Annotated in this window: 6 protein-coding genes and 2 pseudogenes; all 8 read right to left on the bottom strand. The window is 69.5% G+C overall.

The genetic code is table 11. The annotated features are described in order from the left end of the window. Positions 1-203 precede the first annotated feature (203 nt). A pseudogene (locus tag J1C73_RS28835) lies at positions 204-523 on the bottom strand (hypothetical protein). Then, the gene (locus J1C73_RS28830; protein ID WP_207318945.1) at positions 504-1,256 is read right to left on the bottom strand and encodes a DUF742 domain-containing protein; all 753 of its coding nucleotides are present in this window, start codon (positions 1,254-1,256) and stop codon (positions 504-506) included. The pseudogene J1C73_RS28835 and the gene J1C73_RS28830 overlap by 20 nt, the downstream one beginning before the upstream one ends. A gap of 89 nt (positions 1,257-1,345) precedes the next feature. After that, complete coding sequence (locus J1C73_RS28825) at positions 1,346-1,759, bottom strand: roadblock/LC7 domain-containing protein (RefSeq protein WP_037779127.1); 414 nt, start codon at positions 1,757-1,759, stop codon at positions 1,346-1,348. A 10-nt stretch (positions 1,760-1,769) separates the two neighbouring features. Further along, positions 1,770-4,958 carry a sensor histidine kinase gene (locus tag J1C73_RS28820; RefSeq protein ID WP_207318944.1) on the bottom strand — a complete coding sequence of 1,063 codons (3,189 nt, stop codon included), beginning with the start codon at positions 4,956-4,958 and terminating at the stop codon, positions 1,770-1,772. A gap of 346 nt (positions 4,959-5,304) precedes the next feature. Then, the gene (locus tag J1C73_RS28815; RefSeq protein ID WP_073738725.1) at positions 5,305-5,886 is read right to left on the bottom strand and encodes a GTP-binding protein; all 582 of its coding nucleotides are present in this window, start codon (positions 5,884-5,886) and stop codon (positions 5,305-5,307) included. Further along, a complete protein-coding gene (locus J1C73_RS28810; RefSeq protein ID WP_073738726.1) occupies positions 5,867-6,274 on the bottom strand; it encodes a DUF742 domain-containing protein in 408 nt (135 codons plus the stop codon). The genes J1C73_RS28815 and J1C73_RS28810 overlap by 20 nt, the downstream gene beginning before the upstream one ends. 133 nt (positions 6,275-6,407) lie before the next feature. Next, the gene (locus tag J1C73_RS28805) at positions 6,408-6,821 is read right to left on the bottom strand and encodes a roadblock/LC7 domain-containing protein (protein ID WP_024495006.1); all 414 of its coding nucleotides are present in this window, start codon (positions 6,819-6,821) and stop codon (positions 6,408-6,410) included. 9 nt (positions 6,822-6,830) lie between these two features. Further along, positions 6,831-8,039 (bottom strand): annotated as a pseudogene (locus J1C73_RS28800) (histidine kinase); the annotation flags it as partial.

Genomic DNA, 8,039 nt, shown 5'->3' with positions numbered 1-8,039 from the left:
GAACGCACCCCCGGCTTCCGAGCCCCCCACAGCTGGCAGGGCTGACACCGGCCCCCTCAAGCCCGCGTCGCCACTGCGGACCGGTATCGGCCCGATCATGCGCGTCCGGCGATCGAGGGCACGGCACGGCCGAAGGCCGGGCACACACCGAAGGGCCCCGCACTCCCGAAGGAGCGCGGGGCCTCACGTACATCCGGGCACCCCTACCGCAGGCGCGCCATCAACGCATGCTCCACCAAAGTGATCAATGCACTCTTCGCATCCGCCCGATGCCGCGCATCCGTGACGAGAATCGGCGTGTCCGGTCCGATCNNGCCACCGTCGTGGTGGTCTTGTCCCCGGTGTGTGTCAGGTCGTCGATGCCCGCGGATGCGGACGTCATCACGGCTTCGGTGCGCAGCGGATTGATCTCCGAAACGGCACCGACAAACGTGGTCTTACCCACGCCGAAGCCCCCTGCCACCACGATCTTCGCCGAGGTAGTGGAGCGGGCCGCTCCGCCGCTAGAGCTTGCGAAGTCCACTGAGCACCCTTTCGAGCAGTGTCACATCTGGCTGGCCGCCGGCGGACTCTTCGCCGCCGGGCTGGTGGATAGCGACGAGTCCGGCCTCTGCCAGGTCGGCTACGAGGATCCGGGCAACGCCGAGAGGGATCGAGAGCAGGGCCGAGATCTCGGCCACCGACTTGATCTCGATGCACAGCCGGCAGATCCGCTGGTGCTCGGGCAACTGCCCTTGCAGCCGGGACGGATCAGCCGTAGTACTGACCAACGCCTCAATGGCGAGTTGGTAGCGCGGTCGGGTCCGGCCGCCGGTCATGGCGTACGGACGGACCAGCGGATTGTGCGCGGCGGGAGCGGCCGGCTCGGGGGTCCACCGCGGCTGCACCGGCTGAATGCGGGGCGGCGGCTGCGGGGAGTCGTACCGGTGCGGGCGCTGCGGCCGCTCGGGCTGCTGCGGCTGTTGCGGCCACTGCGAACCCTGCGTGTTCTGCGGCCAGTCGTCCGAAGCCTGCATGCCCTGCGGCCAGTCGTCCGAGCCCCGCGCGTCCTGCTGCGGCCAGTCGTCCGAGCTCCGCCCGTCCTGCTGCGGCCAGTCGTCCGAGCCCTGAGCGCGCCGAGGCTGCCTGAACGGCTGAAAAGGCTGCTGCCCGCCCTGTCTGCCGGGCGGGGAGGGGAAGTCGAAGCCATCGCCCCTGTGCTCACCCGGTACCTGCTGACCACCGTTGAACTGGTGTCCGCCTGGGGGTGTACCCACGATTCCTCCTCCGCCTGCCGGTCCCGGTCCCAGTGGGTCCGCGCCACCGCACCTTATGGCGCGGTGACGTGAAACGCACTGTCTGTCTACTAGTTAAGAAGACTTCCCTGTAGTTCGGCGCGGAGGTCCGGAGTGAGGACACCGCCGGCGCGGTCGACCAGAAGTGCCATTTCGTACCCAACCAGGCCGATATCGGCATCCGGGTGTGCAAGAACGGCCAAGGAAGATCCGTCGGAGACGGACATGATGAAGAGGAATCCTCGCTCCATCTCCACAACTGTCTGGTTAACGGCGCCGCCTTCGAAGATCCGCGAGGCCCCCGCGGTCAGCGAGGTCAGACCGGAGGCGACAGCCGCCAGCTGGTCGGCGCGGTCACGCGGAAATCCCTCGGACATCGCCAGCAGGAGTCCGTCCGCGGAGACCACCACCGTGTGCGACACCCCGGGGGTGTTGTCCACGAAGTTGGTGATCAACCAGTTCAGATTCTGCGCCGCCTGGCTCATCGGGCTCACACTAACGCTCCTGGTTGTAGGTATTACTGCTGTCCGAACCCGCTTTACGTCCCCGCAGGACGCCTCGTCGCAGGTTGCTCAACCTGCCACGCACGTCCTCCGGGGCGCGGGAGACCTGGGGGCCGCCCTGCTGGGTCTGCTCGGCCGTGCCCTCGATCAGATTGGCCTTGGGCACGCGCCGGGGAAGACCGGACGGGGTGACCCCGCCCGCCTTCGGGTCCCGGAGCTTCTCGGCCCGCTCCCAGCGCTCGTCGTTCGCCGAGCGCCAGTCGTCCGTTCCGTCCGTGTCCTGCTGCGCGGGCGACGGCTGCTGCGGCGGTTCCTGCTGCTGCGGCTGCTCCTGCGCGGCGGCGGGCCGGTCGTTCCCGCGTCCGGTGGGCTGCCAGTGCTGCTGGCCGCCACGGCGCGGCAGACCGGCCTCGGTCATCTCGTGGCCGGAGTTCGGGACGGGGCCCGACCGGTCGAAGCCTACGCTCTCCTGCGATTCGGCGGGGGCGCTCCCAACAGATTCCGGTTCGGCCTGCGTCGAGGGTTCGTACGCACCCTGGTATGCACCCTGATCTGGCCATTCTTCCCGCTGGGGCTGGGCGGTGTACTGCCCGTCATAGGCCTGCTGAGGCGACTCGATGGCCGGGTACGCCGACTCCGGATAGCCGTTCTGCCCATGGTGGTCGGGCTGTTGCACGTAGCCGGTGTCACCGCGGAACGGGTCGTAGCCGCCCTCGTACGCGGCCTGTCCGTACTGCGGCTCCTGCTGGGGTTCCTGGGCGTACTGGTTTCCGGCGTAGGGGGGCTCGGCGTACGGGGCCTGAGCGTACTGCTCCTGCGACTCCTGCTGCGGGAACGGCGGGCGCTCGTCGCCGGTCTGCGTCTCCAGCGCCGCGCGGCGCTCCTCCCGCATCAGCGAGCGGCCCACCGGGTCGAGCTGCGCGGATTCCTCCGACGGCTCCCCGTAGCGCGAGTCGTCGAAGCCGAGCTCCGCCGCCGTACGCATCGGGGGCTGCTGCGGGGGCAGCGCGTCGAAGGACTGCTGCTGCGGAATGATCGAGGAGACCGTGAAGTCGTCCTGCGCGGGGGCGCCTTCGCCGCCGCCACCGTGGGTGATCGCGTCCGGCAGCATGACCAGCGAGGTGGTTCCGGCCTGCTCGCCCGAGGGGCGCAGCTGGACCCGGATGCCGTGCCGGTCGGCGAGCCGGCCGACCACGAACAGGCCCATGCGCTGGGAGACCGCGGCGTCCACCGTCGGCGGGTTGGCCAGCTTGTGGTTGATGTCGGCGAAGTCCTCGGCGGTGAGGCCGATGCCCTTGTCGTGGATCTCGATCATCACGCGGCTGTCGGGCAGCCGGGTCGCGGTGACCCGCACCTTGGTCTGCGGCGAGGAGAACGTCGTGGCGTTCTCCAGCAGCTCGGCCAGCAGGTGCACCAGGTCGGTGACGGACTGGCCGTGGATCTCGGTCTCCGGCACGCCCGACAGCTCGATGCGCTCGTAGGACTCCACCTCGGAGGAGGCGGCCCTGAGCACGTCCACCAGCGGCACCGGCTGGTTCCAGCGGCGGCCGGGCTCCTCACCGGCGAGCACCAGGAGGTTCTCGCCGTTGCGGCGCATCCGGGTCGCGAGGTGGTCCAGCCGGAAGAGGCTCTCCAGCTGGTCCGGGTCGGCCTCGTTGTTCTCCAGGCCGGTGATGAGGGTCAGCTGGCCCTCGATGAGCGACTGGTTGCGGCGCGACAGGTTGGTGAAGATCGCGTTGACGTTGCCCCGCAGCATGGCCTGCTCGGCCGCCAGCCGCACCGCCTCGCGGTGCACCTGGTCGAAGGCGCGGGCGACCTCGCCGATCTCGTCCTGGCTGTTGATCGGGATCGGCTGGACACGGGTGTCCACCCGGCCCGGGTCGGTCCGGGACAGCTGGTCGACCAGCGAGGGCAGCCGCTGCTCGGCGATGCCGAAGGCGGCGTTGCGCAGCCGGAGCATCGAGCGGCTCATCTGACGGGCCATGAGGCCGGCCAGGACGAAGGCGGCCAGCAGGGCGACGAGCACGATCGCGGCGTTGACGACGGCGTCGGTCCTGGCGCTGGACGAGATGTCCGCGGCCTCGGTCACGGCCTTGTCGACGAGCTCTTCCTCGACCGTGGTGTACCCGTCGAACTTCGCGGTGGCCGCGGCCATCCAGGTCTCGGGGGTGATCCCCTTCGCCTTGAGCTGGGCGGGGCTCCTGCCCAGCGCGATCTGCTGGGCCATGCCGTCGTAGACCGAGCCGTCGACGGTGGGCGGCGTCACGAACGGCACACCCGCCGCGTCGGCCTGCTCCTTGGCGGTCCTGACCTTGGCCGCGCCCTCGGTGGCCTTGCCCGCCATGACCTTCTTCAGCCGGGCCGCGTCCGCCTCCGTACCGCCGGAGACGAATTCGCCGAGGGCGATCTGCTCCAGGTAGTTGTACGAGCCGAAGGCCTTGACCTGGTCGTTGAACTTGGCGCTCTCCTGGCTGGGCCGCACCAGCAGGTGCATGCCGATGGAGCGCTGAAGCGATTCTGCAGCCTTGGCCAGCTCGATTGCGTAGACGGTACGGCCGTAACTGGTGATGTTGCCGGTGCCGAGACCGAGCTCGTTGCAGAACTCCATGAGGGAGTGCTGGACCTGGACGTAGCCCTCTTCGGTCTTCACCGGGTCCAGGGCCTCGGCGTAGGCGGCCTTGCGCAGACCGGGGAGCTTGGGCTCCTCCAGCCTGAACAGTTTGAGGCGGCGCTCCAGGCCCTGCTTCGCGGGCATGCCCTTCACGGCCGTGTCGAACTTGTCCGCGGCCGAGTCGGTGGTGGCCCGTACCTGGGCGATGACCGCCGCGTCGCGCTTGTTGGACAGCAGGGGCTGGGCGGAGATGTCGCGCTCGTTCAGCAGCGCCTGCCCGTACTCGGAGGCCGCGCGCACGATCAGTGCGGTCTTCTCGGCGTCCTGGGCCTCCTGCCAGGTGTCGATCGACCCCTTCACCTGGAAACCGCCCATGACCAGGCCGACCAGTACGGGGATCAGGAGGATTGCGTTCAGCCGGGTGGGCACCCGCCAGTTGCGCGGGGACAGCCGGCTGGTGCTGCCACCGGCCGGCGTCCCTTCGGACACGGCGGACGACGCCGCGGCGCGCGGCGGGGTGAAGTTGCCCCGCTCCGGCTGCGCCGTGGAGCCCTCGTTGTTACGCCTCACTCGACCAACAACCTCTCGGCGTCGGCACCTACGCTGTGCCGTGTTTGTTCAGGGCCGTACTACTCGGGAGTTCGTCGAATTGCAGCACGGGGAACGGTCGCGTTCCAAACACTCGGAATAAGCCATTCCGAGTGGTACAGGCCTCAGATAAAACGGGCATAAAGAACGAGCCCCGCCAAAAGGCGGGGCTCATGTGAGCACAGCGGTACCGCTCGTGCGCATCGGGTATTGGCCGTGAGGTAATTCTCTTTCGAAACGTTATGAACGCGGGGGTGGATCGTGTCAAAGGACACAGTCCACCCCCGTGTGACTACTTTAACTGCCGTACGGCAATACCGACTTGTGCCTACTTGAGCCGCGCCATCAACGCGTGCTCCACCAGCGTGATCAGACCGCTCTTGGCGTCACCGCGGTGCCGGGCGTCGGTCGTGATGATCGGCGTGTCCGGTCCGATCTGGAGCGCTTCGCGCACCTCGTCGGGGGTGTAGGGCTGGTGTCCGTCGAAGCCGTTGAGGGCGATGACGAAGGGGAGTCCGCTGTTCTCGAAGTAGTCGACGGCGGGGAAGCAGTCGGCGAGGCGGCGGGTGTCCACCAGGACGACGGCGCCGATGGCGCCGCGTACGAGGTCGTCCCACATGAACCAGAAGCGGTCCTGTCCGGGGGTACCGAAGAGGTACAGGATCAGGTCCTGGTCCAGGGTGATGCGTCCGAAGTCCATGGCCACCGTCGTGGTGGTCTTGCCTCCGGTGTGTGTCAGGTCGTCGATGCCCGCGGATGCGGACGTCATCACGGCTTCGGTGCGCAGCGGATTGATCTCCGAAACGGCACCGACAAACGTGGTCTTACCCACGCCGAAGCCCCCTGCCACCACGATCTTCGCCGAGGTGGTGGCACGGGCCGCACCGCCACTAGAGCTTGCGAAGTCCACTGAGTACCCTTTCGAGCAGTGTCACATCCGGCGCGCCGCCGGCCTCTCCGTTGCCCGGCTGGTGGATGGCCACCATGCCGGCTTCCGCCAGGTCCGCGACGAGAATCCGGGCCACGCCGAGCGGCATCGACAGCAGGGCCGACACCTCGGCCACCGACTTGACCTCACGGCACAGGTGGCAGATCCGCTGGTGCTCGGGGAGTAGCGTCCCCAGGTGCGCGGGGTCGGCCGTGGTGCTGACCAGCGCCTCTATCGCGAGTTGGTAGCGCGGTCGGGTCCGGCCGCCGGTCATGGCGTACGGACGAACCAGCGGCTGGTCGCCTTCACCTTCGTACGACGCGTGGTTCAGCGCGCCGTACGGATCGGGTGAGGCGGGTGGCGGGGTCATGAATCCTCCGGGCGTGACAGCAGGGTGTCGGCGTGCCGTCTGAAGGGGCCGGTGGGGGGCTGTAAGCGGCCGGACGGGCGAGGGTTGATTGCGGTACCTGGGGTAATCGTCTGTGTCACCGGTTCATGGCCGCCTAGTGGAGCAGGCTGCCCTGGAGCTCGGCACGGAGGTCCGGGGTGAGGACAGTGCCCGCCCGGTCCACCAGCAGAGCCATCTCATACCCGACCAGACCGATATCGGCGTCCGGATGGGCCAGTACGGCAAGTGAGGAACCGTCCGAGACGGACATCAGGAAGAGGAACCCGCGTTCCATCTCCACCACGGTCTGGCTGACTGCGCCGCCTTCGAAGATCCGGGAGGCTCCTGCGGTCAGCGAGGTCAGACCGGAGGCGACAGCCGCCAGCTGGTCGGCGCGGTCGCGCGGGAAACCTTCGGACATAGCCAGCAGCAGGCCGTCTGCGGAGACCACCACCGTGTGCGACACCCCGGGGGTGTTGTCCACGAAGTTGGTGATCAACCAGTTCAGATTCTGCGCGGCCTGACTCATCGGGCTCAACTAACGCTCCTGCTGGTGAGTGGGGCCGAGTGGGAAACTGCCGGTCGACTGGCCGTTGTTGGCCTGACGCCCCTGCTGGATACCCCGGCGGAGATTGGTAAGCCGCCCGCGCACATCATCGGGCGCACGCGACACCTGGGGACCGGACTGATGGTTCTGCTGCTGGGCGGTGCCCGGCACCAGATTGGCACGCGGTACCCGGCGGGGCAGACCGGAAGTGGTGATTCCGCCTGCTGCGGGCTTCTTCACCCGCTCCGCCTGCCGGACGAGTTCGTCGTTCGGCGAGGCGCGCCAGGAGCTGGTGGCGCCGTTGGCGTCGCCCGTACCGCGCTGAGGTGCGGGCGAAACGGGACGCTCGTCGGCGGACTGCTGGGGGAAGCCCGGTACCTGCGGCGCGGCGGGCGGCTGCTGGCTGTTCTGCTGCGGACCGTGGAACCAGTTGGTCTCCAGCGTGTCGTACAGCGGCGTACGGCCGTCGCCGGGCCCGGAGGCCGGCGGCAGCGCCTCGGGCTGCCGGTACTGCTGATCGGGCTGCGGCGCGACGGGCGGACGCGGAGCACCGAAGTCCTCGTTGCCGCGGTCGCGCCGGACGGGCGCGGGCTGCCCCCGGCCCTGTCCCTGGTCCTGCGGACGGCCGAAGTCGGGGCGGGCGAACTGCGCGGTGCTCGCCGGGTCCGGCGCCTGCGGCCCGACTGCCCCGTGCTGCGCACCCGGAGCGGGCGCCGAGAAGTCCGGACGGGCGAACTCCGAGGTGGAGCCGGGGCCCTGCCGGTCGTCCATCGGCGGACGCGGGCTGAGCGGCGGCGCGTTCAACGGCCGCTGGAACTGGCTGGTGGACTCGGGCTCCTCGTGACCGCGGGGGGCGTCGAGCGGGGAGCGCTGCTGGGGCGCGGACTGCTCCGCGGAGCCCCAACTGGTGCTCTGCGGGCGCTGCGGAGCGGAGTATCCCTGGCCCGGAGAGCTCGGGGAGGGGCTGCCACCGGGGAGTTCCGCGCGCGGACCGCCGACCGGCGGCAGCTGACGGCTGTTCTCGCCCGGACCGCCGGGCTGCTGGAAGCCGCCCTGGCCCGCCGGGTTCTGCCGGCCGGGGCCGTTGCCCGCACCCGGGCCGTTCTGCTCCGGTCGCCGCTGGGCGAACAGCCCACCGGGCTGGCCCGTGTCCGTACGTCCGGCGCCGTCGCCCTGGCCGCGGGCGCCCAGCCGGGCACC

The organism is Streptomyces laculatispora (assembly GCF_017353455.1).
In the GTDB taxonomy this organism is placed as follows: Bacteria; Actinomycetota; Actinomycetes; order Streptomycetales; family Streptomycetaceae; genus Streptomyces; species Streptomyces laculatispora.
The sequence above is the reverse complement of the archived record's forward strand: the minus strand, read 5'-3'. Positions and strand labels throughout refer to the sequence as shown.